At 44.9% G+C, this 25,538-nt stretch carries 19 protein-coding genes and 1 pseudogene; 12 read left to right on the top strand and 8 right to left on the bottom strand.

The genetic code is table 11. The features are described from left to right. The first annotated feature begins 4 nt into the window (after positions 1-4). The 4 genes from MKY50_RS05830 to MKY50_RS05815 are packed head-to-tail and all read left to right on the top strand — an operon-like array spanning position 5 to position 1,446. Positions 5-622 (top strand): spore germination protein GerPC, encoded by a 618-nt coding sequence (locus MKY50_RS05830; protein WP_015252404.1) that lies wholly within the window; start codon positions 5-7, stop codon positions 620-622. After that, positions 619-795 carry a spore germination protein GerPD gene (gene gerPD / locus MKY50_RS05825; RefSeq protein WP_003233093.1) on the top strand — a complete coding sequence of 59 codons (177 nt, stop codon included), beginning with the start codon at positions 619-621 and terminating at the stop codon, positions 793-795. The genes MKY50_RS05830 and gerPD overlap by 4 nt, the downstream gene beginning before the upstream one ends. After that, the gene (locus tag MKY50_RS05820; RefSeq protein ID WP_010886467.1) at positions 795-1,196 is read left to right on the top strand and encodes a spore germination protein GerPE; all 402 of its coding nucleotides are present in this window, start codon (positions 795-797) and stop codon (positions 1,194-1,196) included. The genes gerPD and MKY50_RS05820 overlap by 1 nt, the downstream gene beginning before the upstream one ends. Before the next feature lie 31 nt (positions 1,197-1,227). Further along, complete coding sequence (locus MKY50_RS05815; RefSeq protein ID WP_003233096.1) at positions 1,228-1,446, top strand: spore germination protein; 219 nt, start codon at positions 1,228-1,230, stop codon at positions 1,444-1,446. A gap of 36 nt (positions 1,447-1,482) precedes the next feature. Here MKY50_RS05815 and hlpB read toward each other — a convergent pair whose 3' ends face one another. The 5 genes from hlpB to addB form a co-directional block, all read right to left on the bottom strand. Further along, the gene (gene hlpB / locus MKY50_RS05810; RefSeq protein WP_015252406.1) at positions 1,483-1,785 is read right to left on the bottom strand and encodes an HNH nuclease-like protein HlpB; all 303 of its coding nucleotides are present in this window, start codon (positions 1,783-1,785) and stop codon (positions 1,483-1,485) included. A gap of 13 nt (positions 1,786-1,798) precedes the next feature. Then, positions 1,799-5,191 carry an exonuclease subunit SbcC gene (sbcC, locus tag MKY50_RS05805; protein WP_341116302.1) on the bottom strand — a complete coding sequence of 1,131 codons (3,393 nt, stop codon included), beginning with the start codon at positions 5,189-5,191 and terminating at the stop codon, positions 1,799-1,801. After that, positions 5,188-6,363 carry an exonuclease subunit SbcD gene (gene sbcD / locus MKY50_RS05800; RefSeq protein ID WP_167408037.1) on the bottom strand — a complete coding sequence of 392 codons (1,176 nt, stop codon included), beginning with the start codon at positions 6,361-6,363 and terminating at the stop codon, positions 5,188-5,190. The genes sbcC and sbcD overlap by 4 nt, the downstream gene beginning before the upstream one ends. A 71-nt stretch (positions 6,364-6,434) precedes the next feature. Next, a complete protein-coding gene (gene addA, locus MKY50_RS05795; protein WP_341116300.1) occupies positions 6,435-10,133 on the bottom strand; it encodes a helicase-exonuclease AddAB subunit AddA in 3,699 nt (1,232 codons plus the stop codon). Further along, positions 10,120-13,620, bottom strand: a complete 3,501-nt coding sequence (gene addB / locus MKY50_RS05790; protein ID WP_341116298.1) for a helicase-exonuclease AddAB subunit AddB — start codon at positions 13,618-13,620, stop codon at positions 10,120-10,122. The genes addA and addB overlap by 14 nt, the downstream gene beginning before the upstream one ends. A gap of 183 nt (positions 13,621-13,803) precedes the next feature. On the opposite strand from addB, the gene MKY50_RS05785 reads away from it, so the two are divergent. Both MKY50_RS05785 and MKY50_RS05780 read left to right on the top strand, forming a co-directional pair. Continuing rightward, entirely contained in the window at positions 13,804-14,241 is a 438-nt protein-coding gene (locus MKY50_RS05785; RefSeq protein WP_003245806.1) for a ferritin family protein, read from the top strand. A 117-nt stretch (positions 14,242-14,358) separates the two neighbouring features. After that, complete coding sequence (locus tag MKY50_RS05780) at positions 14,359-14,685, top strand: four-helix bundle copper-binding protein (protein WP_080529151.1); 327 nt, start codon at positions 14,359-14,361, stop codon at positions 14,683-14,685. A gap of 29 nt (positions 14,686-14,714) precedes the next feature. On the opposite strand, the pseudogene MKY50_RS05775 reads toward MKY50_RS05780, so the two are convergent. Then, positions 14,715-16,437 (bottom strand): annotated as a pseudogene (locus MKY50_RS05775) (ABC transporter substrate-binding protein). Positions 16,438-16,550: 113 nt separating this feature from the next. Here MKY50_RS05775 and MKY50_RS05770 point away from each other — a divergent pair. Further along, positions 16,551-17,756 (top strand): MDR family MFS transporter, encoded by a 1,206-nt coding sequence (locus MKY50_RS05770; protein ID WP_341116297.1) that lies wholly within the window; start codon positions 16,551-16,553, stop codon positions 17,754-17,756. A gap of 106 nt (positions 17,757-17,862) precedes the next feature. Next, entirely contained in the window at positions 17,863-19,017 is a 1,155-nt protein-coding gene (locus MKY50_RS05765; RefSeq protein WP_015383286.1) for an AbrB family transcriptional regulator, read from the top strand. Between the two features lie 213 nt (positions 19,018-19,230). Here MKY50_RS05765 and ntdR read toward each other — a convergent pair whose 3' ends face one another. Next, positions 19,231-20,220 carry an NTD biosynthesis operon transcriptional regulator NtdR gene (gene ntdR / locus MKY50_RS05760; protein ID WP_163189287.1) on the bottom strand — a complete coding sequence of 330 codons (990 nt, stop codon included), beginning with the start codon at positions 20,218-20,220 and terminating at the stop codon, positions 19,231-19,233. Positions 20,221-20,323: 103 nt separating this feature from the next. Between ntdR and ntdA the strand changes: the two genes are divergently transcribed. From ntdA to glcP, 4 genes are all read left to right on the top strand, one after another. After that, a complete protein-coding gene (gene ntdA, locus MKY50_RS05755; RefSeq protein WP_341116296.1) occupies positions 20,324-21,649 on the top strand; it encodes a 3-dehydro-glucose-6-phosphate--glutamate transaminase in 1,326 nt (441 codons plus the stop codon). Beyond that, positions 21,621-22,469: a kanosamine-6-phosphate phosphatase gene (gene ntdB / locus MKY50_RS05750; RefSeq protein ID WP_106073787.1), complete on the top strand. Its 849-nt coding sequence runs from the start codon at positions 21,621-21,623 to the stop codon at positions 22,467-22,469. Before ntdA ends, ntdB begins: the two co-directional genes overlap by 29 nt. Before the next feature lie 13 nt (positions 22,470-22,482). Further along, positions 22,483-23,535 (top strand): glucose-6-phosphate 3-dehydrogenase NdtC, encoded by a 1,053-nt coding sequence (ntdC, locus tag MKY50_RS05745; protein WP_003244701.1) that lies wholly within the window; start codon positions 22,483-22,485, stop codon positions 23,533-23,535. Positions 23,536-23,606: 71 nt separating this feature from the next. Continuing rightward, entirely contained in the window at positions 23,607-24,812 is a 1,206-nt protein-coding gene (gene glcP, locus MKY50_RS05740) for a glucose/mannose transporter GlcP (protein ID WP_080529148.1), read from the top strand. A 157-nt stretch (positions 24,813-24,969) separates the two neighbouring features. Here glcP and MKY50_RS05735 read toward each other — a convergent pair whose 3' ends face one another. Further along, positions 24,970-25,497, bottom strand: coding sequence for a MarR family transcriptional regulator (locus MKY50_RS05735; RefSeq protein WP_003245853.1), 528 nt, complete (start codon positions 25,495-25,497; stop codon positions 24,970-24,972). Positions 25,498-25,538: the final 41 nt, after the last annotated feature.

The raw sequence follows: 25,538 nt of genomic DNA, 5'->3' as shown, positions 1-25,538 counted from the left end.
GAACATGTATGATCAATCTGTTTCCTCTTACCTGCAAAACTTGAATTCCTTCGTTCAGCAGCAGGCGATTCACATTCAGCAGCTCGAACGTCAGCTGAAAGAGATTCAAACTGAAATGAATACGATGAAACAGCGGCCGGCCACTACCATTGAGCGTGTGGAGTATAAATTTGATCAGCTGAAAATCGAAAGGCTCGACGGGACTTTGAACATCGGTTTAAATCCGACTGACCCGAACAGCGTCCAAAACTTTGACGTCAGCCAGTCGACACCGCAAATCGGGATGATGCAGCAGGAAGAGAGCGCTCAGCTCATGCAGCAGATCCGCCAGAATGTCGACATGTACTTAACCGAGGAAATCCCAGATATTTTGGAACAGCTTGAAAACCAATATGACAGCAGACTTGACGATACAAACAGACATCATGTTATTGAAGACATCAGAAAACAAATGGACAGCCGAATCCATTATTATATGTCCCATATCAAAAAAGAAGAACATACACCGCCTGCACAATATGCAGAACATATCGCTGAGCATGTGAAGCGTGATGTCATCCGCGCTGTAGAACACTTTCTGGAGCATATTCCATCAGAAATGAAAGGAGATGAGCAAGCATGATCTTTACAGTCATCAACCGCAGCTTGGAAGTCGGGGACATCCGGATGAACGGTGTGTCCAGTTCCTCCGTTTTCCACATCGGAGACACTGAATCCATCTACCTGTCTTCTATTTTTGATACACCGCCTGAATCTCTTATTATTGGGCCGTTTGCTCCGCTTGCGCCAGAATAATGCTTAAACGCATATCACGCATCAGACTAGTTAAGTTTAATTCCCTCGGGATCGCAAGTGTGTTTCAAGTTGGCGACACAAATGAAATCGATATGAGTGTAAAAGTATTTGCTGTGCAGCGTTCTCTGTCCACGTTTTACCATAATGAAGGCTCATTTAACAAAAAGGAGTATCAGATCTTTCAGCAGCAGGCCGTGAAGCCGCTCCCCGAAACAGGTGTACAAAGCGCTTTTTGCCACGAGGTGCCGGCTATTTATGTTCGCAGCATCAAAATTCAAGGGGTCTCAGCCTCTTCTGTTTTACATGCCGGATCAGCTTCGCTTATTCGCGGTGATGCGAGACTCAAACATATCAGACAGATTCAGTCTCCGCGCTCACAATCGCCCGCCAAGAACATATAATAAACAGAGACTTCGATAAAGGGTGTCGTTTATGCCAGCAATTGTCGGGCCTATAGCTATCAATTCCATATCGGGCGGAGTCGTAAACTTTGGTGATTCCTTTTACCTTTCTCCGAAAAGCTCTTCAAAATCTGCGCTCGGTTCGGGAGCAGGAAACACGGGAGATTTCCTTCTATTAAATAACGCAGTCAACGCGACAAATTATATAGACCCCGATGTCAACGATCAGGATATGGTTGGAAACGGATAAAAGCAGCCGCTCTGCAAAGAGAGGGCTGCTTTTTAGTCATTTTTTCTTTTTTCGTTCATTTGATTTCTTTGTTTTGATCAGCTTCTCAGGCGGCTGTTTTCTGATCCATTTGACAAACCGGGCAAGCTCTGGATCGCTTCTGAGTTCAGCCATTCCGTTTAAACGTACGGCGAGCTCTTGATTGGTATATAAGGCATGAATCTGTTTATGGCAAGGAATACAGAGCATCGCTGTCGGCAAAAACGTTCCGCCTTCCTCTTTCGGTGTGAGATGATGCTCTGTCAGCTGGACATTGCTCCGGCCACACAGCTCACATATTCCGGCAGTCTGCTTTGCCATATCCGCTCCTCCCTTACATCAACTCAAGTGATACCCGCGTACCGCGGCCGCTCGGTTCAGCCGGATGGACGATCAGCTTTTTCGGAAGCCGTGCACGCAGTTCCTGCACATGGCTGATGACACCGACAGCCAGATTGTCTGACTGAAGTTTTTCCAAGGCCGTTACAACCGTATCAAGCAGATCTTGATCCAGTGTGCCGAAGCCTTCATCTAAGAAAAAGAACTGAAGCGGGTATTCCCCGCGAAGCTGAATCTGCGCAGACAGCGCAAGAGCAAGTGAAAGCGAGGTGAGGAAGGTCTCTCCTCCAGACAAACTGGAAACCGGGCGTCTTACGCCTCCATTCGCATCATCCCGCATCACGAAGCCGCCTTCTGAATCTACTTCGATGGCATAGCGCTGTCTTGTCAGCATACTGAGTCTTGCTGAAGCGTCCCTCGCAACGCTTTCAAGCTGCTCCTCAGCTAAAAATTCGACGAAGGTATTGCCTTTAAACACAGCTTGCAGCTTGTCCAGCCTGTCGATATGCGTCTGCCATTTTTTCAGTTCAGCTTCAATTTCATTAAACCGTTTATGATGGTCGCGAATGACAGCCAGTGCTTTTGCTGCCGCGCCTTTTTCCTCTATAGCAGCGCCAAATGCGTCCTCAGCTTTTTGTAATGCTGCAACGGTTTCGGTCCATTCGCTCTCTGATAATGCTCTGCCGGCAAGTATCTCTGCTACTCGTTTTAAGTTTGCAGCATTTTGCTTCAGTTTATCCATAAACTGGTCTATGCCGGTTTTCATCTTTTCAAGTTCATCAGCTGGGATGAGACTTTGTTCAACCTCCTCAGTCCGGGTAATGGAGGTGTTTTTTGTATGCTCAAGCCAAGCAGCTTTTGCTTTTTCCAATCTGCCCTTCGCCTCTTGAAGAGTGAGCTCGCTTGCCGAAGCGCGGCTTTTCGCCTGGTTGAGCTTCATTTGGGCGCTTTGCAGTTCTTCATATAAAGATTGTTCTTTTTCCTTTAACAGCTTTAGATCCTGCTGGACAGAGCGGAGTTTGATTTGAATCGAATCTCCTTTTGCATAATCTCCGAGTTCGTGCTCATAATCAGCTATCACGCTCTTGATGCGTTCAGCCGCATAATGAAGCTCCAGCTTTTCCCGCTCAAGCCGGTGTCCCGATTCCCGCAGTTTTTCCTTTTGTGCTTCATGCTCAGCAAGAAACGTGATACTCTTCTCAATTCGTTTTTCACATTCTTCTGCAGCCCGGTCCTTTTCTTCAATGGCTTGCTGCCATTTTTCTGCTTCGTCCACAGATTGATTCTGAAATGCTTCTTTAAACATGTTCAGACTGCCGTCCATTGAGGATTGAAGCTCGCTGATGATGCTTTCAATACGGTCAGCTTCTCTTTTTTCAAAACCGATTTTTTCATTAAGCTGCTCGGCCTTTTTTAAAGATTCCTGATAGGCGCCGATCATTTGTGCCATTCGTGTCTTAACAGAAAGAATGTCCTGCTTGATTCGTTTCCATTCGAATTTGGCAGTTTCAAATGCTTCATACACCGGCTGATGTTCGAAGGAAGCTGCCGCTTCAAGGTTCTGTGCTTGAATTGTCTGCAAAAACGGACACTGTTCAATAAAGCGCGCGGACTGTTCTTCAAGCGTAATTTTGGCTGAAAGAATCTCCTGGCTGAGAGCTGCAGCTTCCGTCAATAACACATCTGTCCGTTTGATGTCCTCTTCAAGATGGCTGTCGGCTTCATACGTTTCATGTACTGAGGCAGATGGATCATGATCGGTTGAACCGCATACCGGGCAAGGCTTTCCGGCAGTCAGCTTTTGGGCTAACTCTTTTGTCAGCAGTGCCACCCTTGCTTTTTCACGCTGTAAGTGAAGCGTGTGTTGACTCTTTCTAGCCTCTTCCGTCATATGTGTTAATGAGCGTTCCGTTTCGCACACCAAATGGTACACAGTTTGTACAGCCTCATATGCCTGAATGATGTTGTTTTCTTCCGCTTCCGTCTTTTGAACGAGTGTATTCTTCTCTTCATTCATCTTCTGCAGCACGAGGTTCAATTCTTCACTTCGTTTTTTCTCTTTTTTGATTTGCTCCTCGGTTTGTCTGATGCGCAATGCCATTTCTGCAGCCTGATGGCAGCTTTTTCGCTCATTGGATGTCACCTGCAGGGATTTGAGCTGCTGTTTCAATTCTGTCTGTCTGTTTTGCCCTCGTGTCAGGCGGTCTGTTACGGTCTCCAATTCATTCATGACAGATTGAAGAGCCTCTTCTTTCTGCCGGAGGTCAGCCTTTTTGCGCTCTTCCTCTTGCTTGGCCTCACTCAGTTTGATTTCGATTTCCTGCAAGCGTGAAAGCTGTTCCTGTTTGGCTAAAAGCTCAGGCTCTTTCTCGCTTTTATGCTGGCGCCACGCTTCATACTCTTCATGTTTTTGCTGAAAGAAAGCTGTCCGGTCTGCTAAATCCTTTTGGGCTAGCGTTTGTTCCTTTTCAGCTTGCTCCTCATGCTGGATCGCTTCTGCGTACCGGTCCGCATAGGGCTTAAGGGCTGCTGCTGTTTCTGCTTCCAGCAGGCGTTTTTGCATGCTGTCTATATGCGACTGTTCTTCTGCGAGACGTTTTTCCTCTTCTTCATAAGCGGATTTTTCCTTTTGGACATTCCATATCTCCTGATGCTCTGTAAACCGCTCCTTCGCCTGATCACGGTTCTTCCTCATCGCTTCCAGCCGGGCTTCAGCTTGTTCGAGAGCCTTTTCAGCCTGCTCCACTGCCTCTGAGCTCGCCTCACCGAGACCGGACTGTTCAGCAAGCATTTCATTTTTTCTCGCATTGGCTTCCTGCGCCTGCCGTCTCAGCTTTTTCACAAGCCTGTCTCCATATTGCTCCAAATTAAATAAACGCTGAAGCATATGCCTGCGCTCTGCCCCTTTTAAAGACAGAAATTCAGCAAATTTCCCTTGGGGCAGCACCACCGCTCTCGTAAAATCGTCGATCGTCAGCCCTAAGAGCTCCTCAACTCTTTTATTCACTTCGCTGGCTTTATCAGCCAGCACCGTATGCTCGTCCTTGATTTCGATGAAGCGGCAAAGTGCCGTTTTTACCTTCATTTCATCCGTTCTCTTAAACACACGCTCGACTTTGTATGAGATTTGGTGATTCGTCTGAAGCGCAAAGGTAAAGGAAACAGACAGCGTATCTTCCGCCTGGTTTAAGATACCGTGCGTATTATTCGCCGCCCGTTCCACCTTTCCGTATAAAGCAAGCGTCATTGCGTCGAGAATAGAGGATTTACCGCTTCCTGTCGGGCCGAAAATGCCGAAAACACCGGCACCGGAAAGGCCTTCAAAATCTATCGTCTGCTCCTCTCTAAAGCTGTGGAGCCCCTTAATGCTTAAGGCGATCGGCTTCATTTCGCATCCTCCTCTTCAACGCCTGATGCAAGCTCTAAAAACAGCTTCACCATTTCTTCATCCGGCACCGCACCGCCAGTTTGTTTTTCATAAAATTTCTTAAAGCGGTCCTCGATTGAGACATGTTTAACCTCGATCCGTTTCCGGTCTTTGTTCTGTTCTTCAAAAACCGGCCTGATATGGATAAAGCCCGGGTGCGCCTTCCGCAGCCTGTGAATCTCTTCAAGTGACAGCTGGTCCGCGACACGGATTTCCAAGTCAATCCAAGCATTCTGATCTCTGCCTTCATCCAGCCAGCTGTACACCTCACTTAATCCATTTGCCGCTTTCCACTTCACAAGTGGCTTGCCGCTTGATAATAACACCTCTTGCCAACTGGCCTCTTCCCCAGGCTTTGCGTCCACAATCGTCACTGATTTAGCGTAGCCCGCTTCAGAAAAGCTGTAGGCGAGCGGAGATCCTGAATAACGCGCAAGCGTCCGCGCCCGCTTGATCGTTTGCGGGCGATGCAAATGGCCGAGCGCAACGTAAGCGGCATCTGCCGGCAGGCTTTCAGCAGCCACCGTGTATGCACCGCCGACTTCAATCGGCCGCTCTGAATCGGTTTGGTTTCCGCCTGCCACATAAATATGGCTGGCGGCAATCTTCACTGCATCGGTCCGGAACCGGCTTGTCATATGCTCAAACGCCTGCCTGATTTTCACATCATAGTGATCACGGAGCAGCTTTTCATCAAACGTATCGGATAGCACTTCATTTAACCGCGCTTCAGATGGGTACGCCAGTGCTCCAACCGCCAAAAGCTCTCCTGCTGAAGGCACTTCAATATGAATCGGCTCTGTTGTCGGATAACCGATTAAATGAATGCCGTTTTCATGTGTCAGCGGTGAAGCGGCGGACAAACGGTCAGGATTATCGTGGTTTCCGGCAATGACGACGATCGGGCGCTTTCCTCTGTCGCTAAGCGCAGACAGGCTTTCATAAAACAGCTGCTCGGCTAAAGCTGGCGGGTTTACGGTGTCAAATGCATCCCCCGCCATTACAATGGCATCGATCTGCTCATCCTTTACAATCGTATTCAATTCATCCAGCACATCGGCCTGCTCACTCAGCCTGCTTCTTCCTTCAAGCGTTTTTCCAAGATGCCAGTCAGCTGTATGTAAAATCCGCAAATGCTTTCACCTCTCTTTTATATAGAAAACGAGATCCGCTCCGCCACAAATCCCGGAGCTTATGGATCTCGCTATAATGTGAGAATGTGCCCCCCGTCAAAGAAATAAAGCGCACATCCCTTTACCTTTGTTTTTGCAATTTGCTCCACTGCCTTCGTGTACAGCTGAATTTGCGTTTCATATCGTTTCTTCAAGATCGGGGCCGCTCCTTCAAATCCATGCTGGAATTTGCCCTCAATCCGGTCCGACTTATAATCCAATAGATATAATCCGTCCTCAGTTTCATAGAGACAGTCAATGATACCCTGCACTAAAAGCGGCTCATCTGCCTCCTGTGCATCAGGATAGATCTCCTTGGCCGGAAGCGCTAAGCTGAATGGTATTTCCCGGTCCTTCCACTTTGCGCCGATCAGCTGTCCGCCGATTTCTGTATGGAAAAATTGCACGATTTCTTCTATATCAATAGCGTCTTTTTGTTCTTCAGTGAGAAGCTCTTTTTCATAAAGCCTGTGAACCGTCTGCTCAGCTTCTTCTATCGACGGCACATGTGACAGCGGGATATGCTGCATAACCGTATGCATGGCAGTCCCTTTCTCTGCCGCTGTCAGGCCTTTTTTCATCATAAAAGCGGGACGTCTGTACAGAATGCTTCCATCAGCCGGCTTTACAGGGGCCCTGCCGCTGTATTCATCCTCGTACTCTCTTTTTCTTTTGATCTCAGAAACCGATTGCTTTGTCCGAATTTGCGTCACCTCGTGATGCGGGTATGTCCAGCTCAGCTGCTCGCGGGCTTTTTCATCAAACGCAAACGAGCCGGGAACTGGTTCACCTCGGCGGATCGCTTCTAGGCGCTCGCTTTTTTCTTCCATTCTTTCTTCCAGATCATCATCAAGCAAATCATAGGAATGGATCATTTGAACGGCAAAACGAGCCGGGTGATCTGAGATGTCAGCGTGTGCTGGCACACCACCCAAATCCTCCAAGTCTCTGTGCCTGGCAAGAGCCGGCCCGATGAAATCTAGATACGTTTTCGCCTGATAGCGGTCAAATTCTGGCAGAAGCCAATCAGTTTGGGACGCGGATGCCTGCCATTTTGCAAGCTGTTTCTGATGATCCTTACATGAGCCAATCAGAAACAGCTTTTCCTTCGCTCTCGTTAATGCAACATAAAGAACACGCAATTCCTCTGACAGCAGCTCCCTGCGCATTTTTTTCTTCATCGCAATGAGCGGAAGTGTCGGATAGCTGATGCGTAATTGCGGATGAATATACTTCGTGCCAAATCCGAGCTCCTTATCCAGCAGGTACGATTTGTTCAAATCCATCATGTTGAAATTCCGGCCGAGACCTGCTGCAAACACGACTGGAAATTCGAGCCCTTTGCTGCTGTGGATCGTCATTAAGCGGACAACATCCTCCTGCTCGCTGAGCGCTCTCGCCGTACCAAGATCATCGCCCCGCTCCTGCATGCGTTCGATAAACCGCAGGAAACGGAACAAGCCGCGAAATGCCGTTGATTCATATTGACGCGCCCTGTCATAAAGAACACGCAAATTGGCCTGGCGCTGTTTTCCGCCCGGCATGCCGCCGACATAATCCATATATTTGGTGTCGCGGTACACTTCCCAAATCAGCTCAGATACTGAGTGGTTTTTCGAAAACGCGCGCCATTTTTGCAGATGTCCGTAAAACGTATTTAGCTTTTGATAAAGCTCATCGTTCCGGTCACCAGCAGCCAGGTAGTCTTTCATCGCCTCATAGTACGGCGCTTTTTTATTTTCAAGCCGGATCAAAGACAGCTCGTTTTCATCTGCTCCGACAATCGGTGAGCGCAGCACAGAGGCAAGCGGTATATCCTGATACGGATTATCGATCACTTTCAGCACAGAAAGCGCGACGGCGACTTCGACCGCTTCAAAATAGCCTGACGTTAAATTGGCGTAAACCGGTATGCCCTGTGCTCTCAGCTCCTCCATGATTTGCGGAGCCCAAGGCATGGAGCGGAGCAAAATCACGATATCCCGGTATTGAATATTGCGATGTGTTTTCGTTTTTCCGTCATACACCTTAAATGGCGATGAAATCAGCTTGCGAATTTCCTTAGCGATGGCTTTGGCCTCGAACTGCACCGTTTCAAGCTCTTCTGCTTCCTCGCTTGCATCCGTATCTTCTGCGTTGTCGATCAGCAGCAGCTCTGTTTCCGTCTCGTCATTGTCCGGATACGCTGCACCAAGCTTCAGCTCGGCCTGCTCGTCATAATCGACCTCACCGATTTTGCCGCCCATCAGCTGTTTAAATAAAAAGTTTGTGCTGTCTAAAATATCAGCCCGGCTTCGGAAATTTTTATTTAAATCGATTTTCCGCCCCGTGCCTTCTCCGCTCTCTGTAAACCGTTTGTATTTAGAAAGGAAAAGAAGCGGCTCCGCAAGCCTGAATCGATAAATCGACTGTTTGACATCTCCTACCATAAACAGGTTGCCAGTCTCCTCCGGCCCGCTTGTGACGAGCTGCAGAATCGATTCCTGCACGAGGTTGGTATCCTGATATTCGTCAACGAGCACCTCATGAAACTGTTCCTGATAAAACCTTGCAGCCTCGCTCGGCTCACATTCACCTTTGTCATTCTCAGCTGTCAAAATCGCTAAACAGTAATGCTCCAAATCAGAAAAATCGATGATTGATTTTTCCTGTTTCGCAGCTTCGAATCGTTTTCCATAGCTGATGACAAGCTGTACGAGCGTTTCAATGACAGGCTTCATCTCGGCTAGGCTTTTCAAGTGCTGTTCAGGACTTCGCGTGAAGTAGTCGGTTTTGAGCTTTTCAAGCAGTTTTTTTGCGCCGTTTCTCAAATCTGTCGCCTCATCAAGGAGCGCTGGATCGAACTCATCCCCTTTTACTGCTTTGGCACGCTTAAAAGAGACGGCGGGCACCCGCTTATATAGTTCACTGAAATCGTCCTGATGCTGAATCAGTTCATCAATCTGCGCAAGATCATCAAGAAAATTGTCAGCACGCGGCGCCGGGCCGCCCGGCGCTTTCGTCAGCTCAAGCGCGCGCAAGAGCTTTTCCTTCGCCCCGTTAAGCACCATTGCAATATCTTCTTTGACATATTGATAAAACGGCAGCTCCTCGATGGCGCTCTTTTCTGATACATCATACAAATGAACAAAACTTTCCAGCCACGCCTCGGGGTTGGGATGGGATCGGGAATACTCGTACACCTGTTTAACGAGAAATTGCAGATCCAGATCATGCCGGTCTGTCGTATAGCGATCAACAAGCTCAAAAAACGCCTTTTCACCCTTTGCGTATTCGTCTTCAAACAGCTCGTCAAGCACTTCATCCCCGAGCAGCTCGCCTTCCGTCTGATCAGCTATCCGAAAGCCCGGATCAAGATCGATCAAGTAGTAATATTTCTTCAGCACTTGCAGGCAAAAGGAATGGAGCGTCGAAATGCTGGCCCGGTTTAAAAGAGACAGCTGGCGTCTAATATGCAGCGAGCCGGGGCGCTGTACAAGCTCTTTTTCCAAGGCTTCTGCGATTCGGTGCTTCATCTCTGCCGCTGAGGCGTTTGTAAATGTCACAACGAGAAGACGGTCTACATCTATTGGGTTTTCCTCCGCGGTGATTTTCCGAATCATTCGTTCAACGAGCACAGCGGTTTTACCAGAGCCCGCAGCCGCTGCCACAAGAATATCCTGGCCGGTTGAAACAATGGCATTCCATTGGTCATCTGTCCATGTGCTGTCTGCCGGTTTAGGAATGTTCATTGCCATCCGCCTCCTTTTTTATCCACTCAAGTATTGTCTTGTCCTTTTCAGCCTTTAATGGGCGATACTCGTTTTCTTCCAGTGATTCATCAAATTGGCATACTGATTTGAACGCACAGTATGTGCACGGCGTCTTGTTCTTCATTTTGTACGGCTCAATGGATACGCGCCCGTCGGTGATTTGTTCGCCCGCTTCCTGGAAGGTGCGGCGCACATGCTTTGTCAAAAGATCAAATTCCTTTTCACCGACTGCTGCCGAGTCTGATCTAAGAGATCCGTCTTTTTTCAAGCCGGCGTTTATGATATTTGACCGTCCCTCTTGAAGGGTTGTATCCATGAGGCGAACCACTTCCTGATCACCGAGGAGCAAGCCCTTCATTTTAAATTTCTTAAAGATCTCCTGTTCAATCTCGTCAAGCCCAAGCGGGAGATTAGATTGAATCATCGGGTCATGAATATGGAAATACAGCACTCCGGCAGGCGTCGCCCTCATCCCGAGCCAGTCAGCTGAATGTGTAATCGATAAATCAAGGTACGTCAGCATTTGCAGTGCCAATCCGTAATATACTTCCGCTAAGTCAAGGCCTTTGTCGCTTGATTTATAATCGACAACCCTGAGGAACAGGCCTTTTGAGCTTTCAGCCTTATCAACACGGTCAATTCGCCCGACGAGTTCCATCGTACAGCCGTTTTTCAGTTGAAAGGTCAGCGGCGGAAGCGGCCCTTTTCCTCCAAAGCCTAGTTCAAGCCCGATCGGTACGAATCCGCTCGCTTTCGCATGCTCGCTTAAAATGCCGGACACACGTGTCACAATTTTTTGCAGTTTTTCCTTCACATAATAATGCCGGTTTGAGCTGAGCAGAATTTCCTTTTGCAGTTTCGGTGCCAGCCGCTCTACCGCATCATAGGAAAACAGCTCGCACTGCTCCTTCGTTAAATCGCGCCAATCCAGCTTTTGCTCACGCAGCCTGTCAGAAATCAGCTTTAAGCTGGAATGAAACAGCTGGCCGATATCCGGTGCTTCAAGCTTGAAGAATTGCCGTTCCTTCAGATGCAGCCCGTGTGACGCAAAATGGGAAAACGGACACGCGTTAAAGGTTTCCATTCTCGATACACTGCCCTGAATGCGTTCACCATAGAGCTGTCTCGACACGCTGCGTTCAAGCTGCTTCACTTCATTCCGGAAAAACAGGCTTGAGAACAGCTTTTTCGATTGCAGCCTGTCCTGCTCACTCATCAGCACATTGTACGTGCTCCACCAGACGTCGCTGATGTCGTATTCCCGAGTCCATAACCTGAGCTGGCTCGCGGTAAAGGACTGTGCCACGCTTTTATTCACAACATACATCAGCTGTTCCTCATCGCTGACCTGTTCAGGTTCATTTGTTAACAGGCGCTCCATATGATGCGGAAACAGTTCTTCCAGCCGCTTAACGATCATCGACGGCAAAAGCGTTTTTCCTTCCGCATCAGCAATCGGATACGATACGTAAAGCCGGTCAGACGGACTTGAAAACGCCATGTAGATGAGGAAGTGCTCATCAAGCAAACGCTCCCGTCCGCCTGAGGATAGCTCAACCCCAATCGTTTTCAGCCATTCCCGGTCATCATCCGACAGGACCCCGTTTTCATCAGGGCGCGCAGGCAGAACGCCGTCATTTGCCCCCAGCACAAAGGTGCAAGAGGTGCCATATATTCTGGATAAATCCATATTGCCGACAAACACCTGGTCAAGCGCAGGCGGAATGAGAGAAAACGTAAGCGACTCCGCGCCGGCTTCTATCATTTGCTGAAACAAATCAAGAGAAATCTCATCATCTCCCATCATTTCAACAAACTCCTCAAGCAGCTGAATGACTGCGTCCCACGCCTGCTGATGCTGCTGCGCTTCAATGATTCTGCCGTCATCCTCAGCACGCTGCCTTTCCTGATCCAGCTTCAGCGGCACATCCGTCTCTTCTAAATAACGATAGAGCGCCTCCGCCTTCTCTTGAACCGTCTTCGCTTTTTTCATGCGTTTTTGAAGCTGAAAAAGCGGCGGAACAATCCAATCGCGGGTGTCATTCAACATGTTTTCCATTTCGATTTCCTGATCAGTCTGCGCAAAATCATCATCCAATGACACAAAACGCCTGTATTGGAACCGATCGCCCTTTGTCCAGCGGTCGCCTTTAATACCATAGGCGATACAGTAATTTTCGAGCTGATCGACCTGTTCTCTCACTTTGGCCTTCGGTTCATTGAGCGGGAATAGCAGTTCGGTTTTCACGCAACGAAACACCGCTTCATAACGCCAATTCCCTTTCAGAACATCAAGGCTTGACCGGATAAATTCAATTAACGGATGGTTCAGCATAGATGCTTTTCCGTCAATGAAATAAGGAATCTCGTAATCTGCGAAAACTTCCTTCACCATATCCTTGTAGTCTTCCGGCTGGCGCACAAGAATGGCTACATCCTTATAGCGATATCCCTTCTCTCTGACTAGGGCGTGAATTTCCCGGGCAATTCCTTCCAGCTCAGCTCGTCTGTTTGCGGCCTGCATCACAGTAAGGGCTTCTTGTTTTTCTACGTATGGAACGGCCGGACGCGCTTCATACTGTGTCTCTAGATGCGCCAATTCCGGCGTCTTTGTATGCCGCTCAGTCCCGCTCAGCTCTTTATACGTAATGTCCAAATTCAGTTCCTTCGCCTTCTGATGCAGGCGGTAATAGGTTTTCCCCGTCATTCTGAACAATTCCAGTTCATGCGGCTCCCGCTCATATGACGGCTTGTCCGCTGTGAGCGAAAACGTGATATGCTCCGCATGAACCATAAGCTGCTCCAACACCCTGAATTCCTGCGGGGTAAACTGATAAAAGCCATCCACATAGATATGGGCGCCTTTTATATCTTCCGCAAGCGGGATATGCTCTGCCAGCAATGTCAAATAATCCTCAGAGTGAAGATATTGATCTGCGAGGCTTTTTTCCATTTGCTGATACAGAATTGATAAGTCATGGAGCTTTTCAGATAAAACACGTTCTCCGCGATACTCGGAAGCCGTTCCGCTTTCCGCCATCCGGCGGATATCCTCCGGTTCCAGACAATAGCGCTTAAACTCTGTCAGCATCCGCTCAACCTGTGCGGTAAACCCGCTTTTGTCACTCGCTTTTTGATAGACTTTGAACTCCTGTTTATGCTCCTCTATGAGCTTCCGCAGGAGCATTTGTACGCCGGTGCTCGTCAGAAACGGCCTGCTCATTCCTCCCGTATGCTGGAGGATGCGCCAGGCCAATCGTGAAAAACTGAACACTTGAGCGCGTATCATCCCGCCCATATCTGGCGTTTTAGCAAGCTCGTATTCCATTAAAAACGTCATTTGATCCGGGACTAGAAAAATGATCGGCTTCCCGAATGGAGCCCGGCGCAATTCATCCTGAATGCTGTCGATGATCAGCTTCGTTTTTCCACTCCCGGACCTGCCTACTAAAAACTCTGCTCCCAAATTAGAAGACCCCTCTCTTTTTATCTCTATATATTTTATCGAATGTTGACGAAAATGACCAATCTGATCTATTGGTAAAAACGGCCTTTTCACATATAAAAAGCTGATTATCTCCGCACATCTCTCCCTGCCCAACATATACTTTTACAGAAGCCCAATTCCTAAGAATGGAGTTGAATCCCCTTGCATTACAGCTACTATCCCTATCCGGTGCCATACCGGGAAGATCCTGTTTTGATTCGGAATTTGCAGAAGGCCATCAACGGAGAATTCAGTGCAATTCAATGCTACCGCAAGCTTGCCGAACTCGCCCACAGCGATGAGGTCAGAAAACAGATTGAAGAAATCAGGCGTGACGAGATTCGCCACCTCCGTGAATTTTCCACACTGTATGGTTCAATTACCGGCAAACACATCATGCCGAAACAAACGGAAGAATGCCCGGACAATTTCACAAGAGGACTGGACGCCGCTTTTAAAGATGAACAAGAAACCGTCGACTTTTACTTGCGTGCGGCCGAGGAAACGTCAAACTTAAAAGCGAAAGGCGTCTTTACACGCGCAGCACGTGATGAACAAAATCACGCTGTCTGGTTCCTATACTATCTGATGGAACGTTAGATATACCCGTTCAGGGTATATGTACATATCACCTCAGCTAAAAACACACTCCCCTGTTTTTTTCAAATGCAGCCGGGAAACATAAAACCATATACTGTCATACAGGGGGAATCAACCATGGAGCAATATTCTGAAGCTTGTATTGAGGCTTGCATCGATTGTATGAAGGCTTGCAATCATTGTTTCACTAAATGCTTGGAAGAAAGCGTGCAGCATCATCTCAGCGGATGCATCCGGCTTGACAGGGAATGCGCGGATATTTGCGCGCTGGCGGTCAAAGCCATGCAAACGGACAGCCCGTTTATGAAAGAAATTTGTGCACTTTGCGCCGATATTTGTGAAGCATGCGGCACTGAATGCGGAAAGCACGATCATGATCATTGCCAAGCATGTGCGAAAGCCTGCTTCGCCTGTGCTGAACAATGCCGCAGCATGGCAGTTTAAAAAAGAGGGTTCAAAAAAGAACCCTCTTTTTATTTGGACAGCCATACGGAGTACAAATCAATCCATCCCTCTTCATCAAGCACCAGGCCTTTTACATTTTTACTTGATGTCACCTGGAGCACATTTTGATACAGCGGAATCGCATTCAGCTCCTGTATCATCTGCCGGTCAATGTCACGCAGGATGTTGATTCTTGAACAGCGGTCAGGCATGGAAAACATCTGCTCTGTCATTCCTGAGCATATCTGTGTCAGCTTTTCAGATAGATGCTGATACAAGAAACTGTTCTCCGACAGCAGCAAATGCAGAAAACCAAACTCGCTGTCTTGATAAAACGTCGCACTGTCATGAATGATATCCGCCATGCACGATTTCCGGCCGTCGCAGATCAGCAGCATCACAGAATTGAAGTGTAAGCCTGATACCGTGCTGGGCGCAAATATTTTGAATCCATTCGGCGTCCTCACGATGATCCGTTTCCGAAAAGGTATAAAGCACGATTGTTTCGCCCTCGTATCCGCTTTTCTTCAACAATTCAGATGGCGAAACGCCCTCCCACTCAAAAGGACTCGGATGCAAAAAGGACGTAACCGGGATTCTTCGGTGCCCTCCCGCTTCACGAACGAGCCGTTCAGAGGAAATCAGCAGCCGGAGCGCTTTTCTAAAGCTTCGGTGCTGCAGAGGCCCCTTCTTTTTCAGATTGAGCGACAAATACTGAACATGCCGCTCATCAAAAACAGTTTGCTGCTCAGGGCATGTTTGTTTTTCTTGAATGGTAAAACCGTTCATCTCTCCGGCTTGCTCAGAAAAAACAAACTCAACGCGATCCAAATAGGGGCGTCCCTTGAAGTAGCGCTCATTGGCTTCAAGCACAAGCATCCCGCTGTGTTGCTGATTCACCTGAAAAGGCCCTGTTCCATCTTTCCCGCCGCCCTGTTCTGCCGGAAGTATGGACAGCCGTTCATCACAAAGAGCATACGGCAAAAGCGCATTCGGCTTATCGAGTATGAGCTCCACACAATAAGGGCCCTTTTCTAAGACTTGTTTCACTCCGTGCAGAAGCCATTTATACGGGTTGTCACCCAGTTCCAAAAAGCGTTGAAACGTAAACGCAACGTCCCGCGATGTCAGCGGCTGTCCATTATGAAATGACACACCTTTTCGAAGAAAAAATCTCCATTTTTTTCCGACCTCTTCCCATCCATGAACCAAATGAGGCTTCGGCTCCTGTATATCCGAATCAAACGTCAAGAGTGTATCAAATATCTGTTTGACGAAATGGCCCTCAGACCGCAAAAATATTTGGCATGGATCCAAACTGCTGACAGATTCAGGCGCGATGAACAGCCGCAGAACATCCTTCGTCCCATTCTCGCCCGTCTCCGTCACAAATCCGAACACCTCTGAAAGCCACATGTTATATTCGTTTTGAAGCCCTGGAAACACGGACTGATACTGCTGAAGCAGCTCCTTTGCCTTTTTAAGCTTTCCTGACATGGTATATTCCTTTGCAGTTTGAAGAAGCAGTTCCTCAGGCATCCGAAGAAACGCGATTTTAGATTTGCGGCCGCGCCCCGCCCCGCTTTCCCGGATAATCCAATTGCTGTTCTCCAGCTTATGTAAAATGAGCTTTGCATTTCTTTCTGTACAAAATAAACAGTCGGCAATCTCAGTAAGCGTCATTTCGTTCATTTGCCCATACTCGGCGCAGCCTGTTTTTACAAGCGCCACGTAGTGCTCTATCAGCTTCAATCCCCGCACCTCCCGACAAAAGGGGAACTTTTATCTCTTCTTTTCTTCACTTTTTGGGCCGCCGCCCCTTCTATACACTACTACTATATCAAACAGCGAAAGGCGGCGATCACATGTTGACCAGTTTTCACTCTATAAAATCGAGATATACCGCTCCCGTTCGGCTCCGCTTTTTCGGCGAATTGCTGACAAGCCTGACAGGTGCAATGATGGGACCTTTTATGGTGCTGTATCTGCATGAACAATTAAACGGCAGTATCATGATACCAATGCTGATCATCAGCCTTCAGCCATTTGCTGATATTTTCCTGACGCTCGCTGCAGGAAAGGCGGCGGACCGGATTGGGCGGCGCACAGCGATTTTGACCGCATTGCTTCTTCAATCAGCGGCAATGACAGGGTTTGTATTTGCTGAGCATGCGTATGTTTTCGCTATTCTCTATGTCATGAATGGCATTGGAAGATCGTTGTACATTCCCGCTTCCCGCGCCCAAATCGCTGAAAGCACGCCGGAAAGCAGACGTTCGGAAGTGTTTGCGATCATCAATGCGATCTATTCGGCGGGTCTGACGGCAGGGCCGCTAGTGGGGATGCTTCTGTACAATCATAACCCCGTGTGGATATTCGCATTAGATGCTGCGGCATTGTTTATCTACTTTCTGATCGCTGCACTGAAACTGCCTGAGACAAAGCCGCTGCACCCAGCTGTTACCCCGAAAATATCCGCGAGCTTTATGATATACAGGCCTGTCCTGCTTCTTTTGCTGCTTTCTCTCCCCATCAGCATGTTATATGCACAAACAGAAACAACATACAGGCTGTTCAGCAAAAACATGTTTTCTGATTATCTGTCCATGCTGACCATCTATTCAGCAGCAAAAGCTTTATTCAGCTGTGTTCTCCAAGTACCTCTTGTCAAAGGGACCGAAAAGCTTTCAATGAAAACGATCCTCTTCATTACTTATATTTGCTACTCCCTTGCGGCAGCCGGCTTTGCATGCTCAACCTCTCTGACAATGCTTTTAGTGACGGCAGCGGTGATGACGGTTGGCGAAAGCATCGGGCTAACCCACATCCAGACCTTCATATCGAAATTGGCGCCGCCTCATTTGCTGGGCCGGTTTTATGCTGTCTATGGTCTGCATTGGGATATATCCCGCTCAATCGGACCGCTGGCAGGCGGGCTGATCCTGACATCATTTGGCGGAGAAGTGATTTTTTACGCTCTTGCCGTGTGTCTGCTGACAGCGGGTTTATCTCTGACTTACACAATAGAAAAGCTCGAACACAAGGTCATAAGAAAAGTGAATCGCTTATAGAAAATAATTCATAATTTCTTTATCAACAAAAATATACTATAGTAATAAATACATTCACTACGTGAACAATTGGAGTGTTACGTGAAAAAGGAAGAAGGGTTTTACATTGAAGAAAGACGAAAATCTCCTCAAAGATCTATGGTTTATCGCAATCAGTGCAGCCGGGGGGTTTATTCTTTCATTAACCGGAATATCAATTGGATGGATGATCGGAACACTGATTGTCGCCTGCTGCCTCGCCATGATACGGCCGGCATGGCTGATGATGGCACCAGACCAAAAAGGAATTAACCGACGATGGCTCGCCCTCGGGCAGATGATCCTCGGCATCGAATTGGGCCAAAAGCTGAATTTATCCGTTCTTTCTGTTCTCAAAGACCATTGGTTTTCAGTCGGCGTTATGCTGATATTGTCTATCCTGCTGGCCATGCTGTCAGGATATGTGCTTTGGCGTTTCAGCAAAACGGATATGATGACTAGCTTTGTCGGCACCGCTCCCGGCGGGCTTTCCGCCATGCCGAGCATCGCACAGGAAGTAGGCGCCAATACCGCTATAGTCAGCCTCGTTCAAATGATGCGTGTGCTGCTCGTGGTGCTTTCCATTCCGTTTTTAGTCATTCTGATCTATACAAAACAAGATCGTACCGCAAGTGCCGCAGCAGAGACAATTTCTTCTGCAACGACAGATTTTAGGCTCGCTCCCGTTTTGTGGACCGTCATTCTTATTCTCGCTGCCTGGGGAGCTTGCAAAGCTGCGAAATTTTTAAAATTTCCAGCTCCATGGCTGCTCGGCAGCATGCTCGGTGTAGCAATTGTACATGTTGGCGGAGCTGCGGTGACAGGGCACGACATGACGGCATGGTGGCCGTCACAAGCTAACCATGTATCACAAGTATTTCTCGGGGCAACGATCGGCTCTAAGATGTACAAAAGCATGTTTGCCGGCGTCACCCGTATTATCATCGTCGGGTTTGTCTCGTCCGTCGGTTTAATCGCAGCAATGTTTTTGAGCGCCGTGATCGTTTCCGAGCTCACAGGAATTTCGCTCATCACTTCTGTTCTGGCATTTGCGCCCGGCGGGATCGCAGAGATGGCGACGACGTCAGTTACCTTACATGCTGATTCCACCTTTGTCGTTGCGGTTCAGGTCATTCGCGTCATTCTGGTTATTGCCCTGCTGCCGCCGTTTTATCGCCTGCTTCACCATCTTCATGGTGAAAAAAAAGACAAAAAGAGCTCAATCAGCGGCAGTAATGCCTAGTTGAAAAAAGGGTTCAAGAACTTTTAATTCGCAAACCATCGAGATGGGGAAATATAAGCGGATATTTCGTTGTTAATGGATCAGATTTGAAGTGAGTGCTGCCAGAGGGTGAAATGAAAGAAATAATTGACGACTTACGATTGAAAAAGAGGTTAAAATGAATAACCTCTTTTTCTTATATAAAGATATAAAATGTTAAAGGGAAATCTATCGTTACGTTGATTCTCTTATAATAAGCTTTGTTGGCAGTTTAATAATTCTTCTGTTTAAAGAGGCATTACCCGAAATGGACTCGATGATTTTCAACACAGCCTGTTGGCCTAATTCTATTACGGGAATATCAATTGTTGTTATGGTCGGAGTAACGACTTGGCAAATCAATTGGTTGTCAAAACCAATTACAGCTAAGTCTTCTGGAACTTTAAAGCCATTTTTCATCGCCTGTTTAATAATACCTGCGGCGACTTGATCATTTCCTGTAAATATTGCTGAGGGTCTGTCCTTTAGATCCTTTATCTTATGAAAAACACGAAAGCCATCCTCGATATTAAACATTTCGCCGAATATCCATTCGCTTCTATGATGTAAATTGTAATCTTGTAAAGCTTTCAAGTAACCCTCTTTCCTCTGACATTGAGCTTCGCTATATGGAGTATCAAAACAAAACCCAATTTTTTCATGCCCTCTTTCAATTAAATGTACTACCCCCATGTATGTAGCTTCAAATTCATCATACCCAATTATCGTGATGTCCGCTGAGTGATGATATTCATTACATAATAAGATAGGACCATACTTTAAGAAAGGGGATATCTGATCCCATTCATTTTCTAAAGTTCCAAGAATAATACCATCCACTTCTTTATGTTTCAATAACTCTAATAATTCTAGCTCTGTCTGTTTGTCATAAAAGGTCTGAAATACAATTACCTTGTAATTCTTAAACAGTGCTTCATGTGAGACCCCTTTTATTAATTGAGCAAAAAATGGATGGTCGATACTCGGAACTGATAAAGCTATCGTTTGTGTCTTATTTCTCCTAAAATTCCGAGCTAAATAATTGGGAGTGTAGTCAAGTTCGTTAATAGCCTTTAAGATCATATCTCTTTTTTCTTTCGACACATAAGGATGATTATTCAATACTCTTGACACTGTGGTTTTAGACACATTGCATAATTTTGCTATTTCATCAATTGTAGGCATATTTTCCCTTCCTTAAAAAAGTTGTTGACATGTTACCGATTTCAGAAATTAGGATAAATTTGTAATAAATTTTTAGATTATAAAATCATTGGAGGTACTGTTCATGCAAAAACAGGTTAAGATTTCAGGTAAAAGCAAAGAAAACATGTCACTATTAAAACACTTAAAAGGTGACGTACAAGGAAAAGAACTTGTTATTGAAGACAGTATTGTAAACGAGCGGTGGAAACAAGTATTAAAGGAAAAGATAGATATTGAACATGATCTTTTCAACTATCAAAAAAATCGTGAAATCAGTAAAGTCCCTTTTTTGCCTGTAGACAGATTAATACCCAATGATGAAGTGGAAGATATCTTAAATACATTAACTGAAGTTTTGCCAACTGGAAAATTTACGAGTGGTCCCTATTTAGAGCAATTCGAAAACGTTTTATCTACATATTTACATAAAAGGTATGTAATTGCAACCAGCAGTGGAACCGATGCTATTATGATAGGTTTATTGGCTTTAGGGTTAAACCCAGGGGATGAAGTTATCATGCCGGCCAATAGCTTTTCAGCTACTGAAAATGCTGTGTTAGCTTTGGGAGGCGTTCCTATCTATGTAGATATTAACCCACAAACATTCTGCATCGATCCTGACAAAATTGAAGAAGCAATAACTCCTTATACAAAGTTTATTCTACCTGTGCATTTATACGGAAAACATTCAGACATGCAGCATATCCGTCAAATCGCAAATCGTTATGAATTAAAAGTAATTGAAGATGCCTGCCAAGGAATTGGACTGACAGACTTAGGAAAGTATGCAGACATCACTACATTAAGTTTTAATCCCTATAAGAATTTGGGTGTATGTGGCAAGGCTGGGGCAATAGCAACTGATAATGAAGAACTCGCTAAAAAATGCATTCAATTTAGTTATCACGGTTTTGAAGTAAATGTAAAAAATAAGAAAGTCATCAATTTTGGATTTAATTCAAAAATGGACAATTTACAGGCAGCAATTGGTTTAGAGAGAATGAAGTACCTTTCATTAAACAACTTCAAAAGACTGTTCTTGGCGGATAGATACATTACCCAATTAGCAGAGTTGCAGAATAAAGGCTATATTGAATTACCAGAATTAAGTGAAGATCATGTATGGCATCTGTTTCCTATTAAGGTAAGAACAGAAGATAGGGCAGATATCATGACTAAATTAAATGAAGATTTTGGTGTTCAAACAGATGTATATTATCCAATACTGTCTCATATGCAAAAAACTCCTTTAGTACAGGACAAGTATGCAGGACTCCAATTGGTTCATACGGAAAAGGCTCATAGTCAGGTACTGCATTTGCCTTTATATCCGTCATTTACTTTAGAAGAACAAGACAGAGTAATGGAGGGACTGTTTCATGTTATTAAGCAAGAAATCGGAGTATAAAACGTTATCCACGGTTGAACATCCTCAATATATTGTTTTTTGTGATTTTGATGAAACGTATTTTCCGCATACAATCGACGAACAAAAGCAACAAGACATCTATGAACTCGAAGACTATCTAGTACAAAAAAGTAAAGATGGGGAGCTAATAATCGGATGGGTTACTGGAAGCAGTATAGAATCTATTCTCGATAAAATGGGACGAGGAAAATTTAGATATTTTCCGCATTTTATAGCTAGTGATCTTGGAACTGAAATTACGTACTTTTCTGAGCATAACTTCGGACAGCAAGATAATAAGTGGAACAGTCGCATAAATGAAGGGTTTAGTAAAGAAAAGGTTGAAAAACTTGTGAAACAGCTGCATGAAAATCATAACATTCTTTTGAATCCTCAAACTCAATTAGGAAAGTCACGGTATAAGCATAACTTCTACTATCAGGAACAAGATGAAATAAACGACAAGAAAAACCTATTAGCAATTGAAAAAATCTGCGAGGAATACGGCGTTTCAGTAAATATAAATCGGTGTAATCCCTTAGCAGGCGATCCAGAAGACAGCTATGATGTAGATTTTATCCCCGTAGGGACAGGAAAGAATGAAATTGTAACGTTTATGTTAGAGAAATACAACCTAAATAACGAAAGAGCTATCGCATTTGGGGATAGTGGAAATGATGTTCGTATGTTACAGACAGTAGGGAATGGATATCTGCTAAAAAATGCAACACAAGAAGCCAAAAACTTGCACCACCTTATAACTGATAGTGAGTACTCAAAAGGAATTACTAATACCTTAAAAAAATTAATTGGATCATAAGGAGGAAATAAAAATGAAGAAGATAGGCATCATAGGTGCAGGTGGTATTGCAAGAGCGCATGCAACTGCTTTATCTACAATAAAAAATGCAGAGTTAGTAGGGGTATATGACATAAATCAACAAAATGCGGAAAGCTTTGTGAAAACTTTCGGCGGGAAGTCATTTGAAAACGTAGATGAACTAATTGATGCCTCAGAAGGTTTAATTGTAGCATCACCAAACTTTTGCCATAAAGAACATGCTTTGCAAGCATTAGGAAAACATAAGCATGTTTTGTGTGAAAAGCCTATGGCTATTTCTCTTGAAGAAGCAAGCATAATGAAAGATACTGCTGAAAGGTTGAGCGTAAGAGCCAGTATGGGATTTAATTATAGATATTTATCTTACGTAAATATCTTAAAAAGCTTAATTATCAATAATGAACTAGGTAACATACTGTCCATAAAAGTACACTTCAAGAAAAATAGTGCACTTAGACGTAAGAAATTTACTTGGAGAGATGACGCTAACAGTAAGAAGACGAGTGGATCATTGGGGGATCTGGGTATTCACCTTATTGACATGGTATGGTATTTGTTCGAGAGTGATTTCATCACAGAATCAGTAAGGGCAAAAATGAACACAAATGTAAAAACAAAAGAGGATAAACAGGTACTCGTAGATGACTATGCAGAAATTTATGGCCAGCTGAAGAACAAGGTATTTGTAAATATCATCACATCAAAATGTTCTGTACCTGAAGACTGTGGTTTTAGCATTGAGGTAGTTGGACACAAAAAAGAGTTTAAATACCACACAGGTAATCCTCACGTTTACAAGCTCATAGATGGCTTGAACGTGGTAGACTGCCCAGTACCGCAAAGCCTATTAAACGATCCGCCAAACGAGTTTTATGGATGGGCTGATTCTTTTAGAAGCGAGTTAATCAATTGGATTGCATCAACTCAGAATGATTGGGTTGAGATCCCTTCTTTTAGTGATGGTTTTAGATCTCAGGAAGTGTTAGAAATGTTCTTTGAGAAAGACAGCAACTCTCAACCAATGTCTGTTTCAGCAGTCAACTAGTATTTCGAAGAGAGAAGTTACTAAAAAAGCAGGAATTTATTTTCCTGCTTTTTCATATAGGGGTGTAATGAATGTTAAGAGGGACATATTTATTTGGATATGCTTTCTTTTTTACAGTAGGTATTATCCATATATCAACAGGGAGTTTGACACCATTTCTATTAGAGGCTTTTAACAAGACAACAGATGATATTTCAGTCATAATCTTTTTTCAGTTTACCGGATTTCTAAGCGGAGTATTAATCGCACCGTTAATGATTAAGAAATACAGTCATTTTAGAACACTTACTTTAGCTTTGACAATAATGCTTGTAGCGTTAAGTATCTTTTTTCTAACCAAGGATTGGTATTATATTATTGTAATGGCTTTTCTCTTAGGATATGGGGCAGGCACATTAGAAACGACAGTTGGTTCGTTTGTTATTGCTAATTTCGAAAGTAATGCAGAAAAAATGAGTAAGCTGGAAGTTCTCTTTGGATTAGGCGCTTTATCTTTCCCATTATTAATTAATTCCTTCATAGATATCAATAACTGGTTTTTACCGTATTACTGTATATTCACCTTTTTATTGGTCCTATTCGTAGGGTGGTTAATTTTCTTGTCCAAGAACCGAAAGTACGCTAAGAATGCTAACCAACAAGTGACCTTTCCAGATGGAGGAGCATTTCAATACTTTATAGGAGATAGAAAAAAATCAAAGCAATTAGGCTTTTTTGTATTTTTTGCTTTCCTATATGCTGGAATTGAAACAAATTTTGCCAACTTTTTACCTTCAATCATGATAAACCAAGACAATGAACAAATTAGTCTTATAAGTGTCTCCTTTTTCTGGGTAGGGATCATCATAGGAAGAATATTGATTGGTTTCGTAAGTAGAAGGCTTGATTTTTCTAAATACCTCCTTTTTAGCTGTAGTTGTTTAATTGTTTTGTTGATTGCTTTCTCTTATATAAGTAACCCAATACTTCAATTGGGCGGTACATTTTTGATTGGCCTAAGTATAGCGGGCATATTTCCCATTGCTTTAACACTAGCATCAATCATTATTCAGAAGTACGTTGACGAAGTTACAAGTTTATTTATTGCTTCGGCAAGTTTCGGAGGAGCGATCATCTCTTTCTTAATTGGATGGAGTTTAAACCAGGATACGATCTTATTAACCATGGGAATATTTACAACTATGGCGGTCATTCTAGTAGGTATTTCTGTAAAGATTAGGAGAACTAAAACAGAAGACCCTATTTCACTTGAAAACAAAGCATCAAAAACACAGTAAAAAACGTATAAAATAAAGATACTAATAGACATATCGTATAAGCAGTGCAAATTCCTGAACATCTTGAATTTCATTCTTCAAGAGGAAATCTGATTTACGTTACAGCCTTGAAAAAGATAGAAAAAAAGCGAAAAACACGCACCGCAGTGCGTGTTTTTTATTTAAAAATGCTCGGAAGACCCCCTTCAATTTCTTCTGACGACGGATACCATTTTGTCACCAGATCCCGAAACAGCCGTTCCGCAAAAAGAATCTCTTCCTCAGTGTAGCGGTCAAAAAATGACAGAAAACGCTGTTCAGCCTTCTGATGATAATATTTGTGCAAACTGTGCAGCTTTTTTCCAGCAGGCGTCAATCGGAAGTAGACCTCCTTTTTATTATCGCTGAGCTGTGTTCTGTGAAGGAAGCCTGCGCCGAGCAATTTTGTGCTGATGCGTGATACAGTCGCTTTTGTCGTATTCATTTTTTCTGCTATCGACGTGACATTAATTGGTTCATTGTCCCCGACACAGGATAGAACATGAATTTCTGTCATCGTCAATTGAGATTTACTCCCGTGCTCTACATCCAGCTTCCTCAATTCGTCAGATAAAAAGGCTTTAATAAGCCCCTCCCATTTCTCCTGCTGATGTATGAGCTCCGCATACAATTCAAAAAGATTGCGTTTCGTATGATCTGTGTTCATCGAGTCTTCCATCCTTTTTCATTCGATTGTTTCTTCTATCA

It is taken from the genome of Bacillus sp. FSL R7-0685 (genome assembly GCF_038002425.1).
In the GTDB taxonomy this organism is placed as follows: Bacteria; Bacillota; Bacilli; order Bacillales; family Bacillaceae; genus Bacillus; species Bacillus subtilis.
Note: the sequence above shows the minus strand (reverse complement) of the source record. Positions and strands in the feature narration are given on the sequence as shown.